Source organism: Micromonospora sp. ZG13 (assembly GCF_059359355.1).
Genome location: NZ_JCADBQ010000057.1, coordinates 1 through 593, shown reverse-complemented (window position 1 = coordinate 593; position 593 = coordinate 1). Strand labels below are relative to the sequence as shown.

The following is a 593-nucleotide window of genomic DNA, read 5'->3' as shown; positions in this document are numbered from 1 at the left end:
CCGGCAGGTTGGCGTTCCTGTTCACCGGGCAGGGCGCACAACGACTCGGCATGGGCACCGAACTCGCCGCCGCGTACCCCGTCTTCGCCACCGCCTTCGACGAGGTCTGCACCGCCCTCGACACCCACCTCGACAAACCACTACGCGACGTCATCGACACCGACGAACTACACCAGACCGGCTACACCCAACCCGCCCTGTTCGCCTTCGAAGTCGCCCTCTACCGACTCGTCGAATCCTGGGGCATCCGCCCCGACCTCGTCGCCGGACACTCCATCGGCGAACTCGCCGCCGCCCACATCGCCGGCATCTTCGACCTCACCGACGCCGCGAGACTCGTCACCGCCCGCGCCCGCCTCATGCAAGCCCTACCCACCGGCGGCGCCATGATCGCCATCGAAGCCACCGAGGAACAGGTCACCCCCCACCTCAACGACACCGTCGGCATCGCCGCCGTCAACACCCCCACCGACCTCGTCATCTCCGGCGACGAAACCGCCACCCTGACCGCCGCCGAAGCACTCGCCGCCCACGGCCACCGCACCAAACGCCTCACCGTCTCCCACGCCTTCCACTCCCACCTGATGGACCCC

The 593-nt window shown here is 68.6% G+C and carries 1 protein-coding gene; it reads left to right on the top strand.

From position 1 onward, the window contains the following. Positions 1-593: acyltransferase domain-containing protein (locus tag AC5L34_RS29525; RefSeq protein ID WP_494827936.1), on the top strand; the 593-nt coding region annotated here is incomplete at both ends.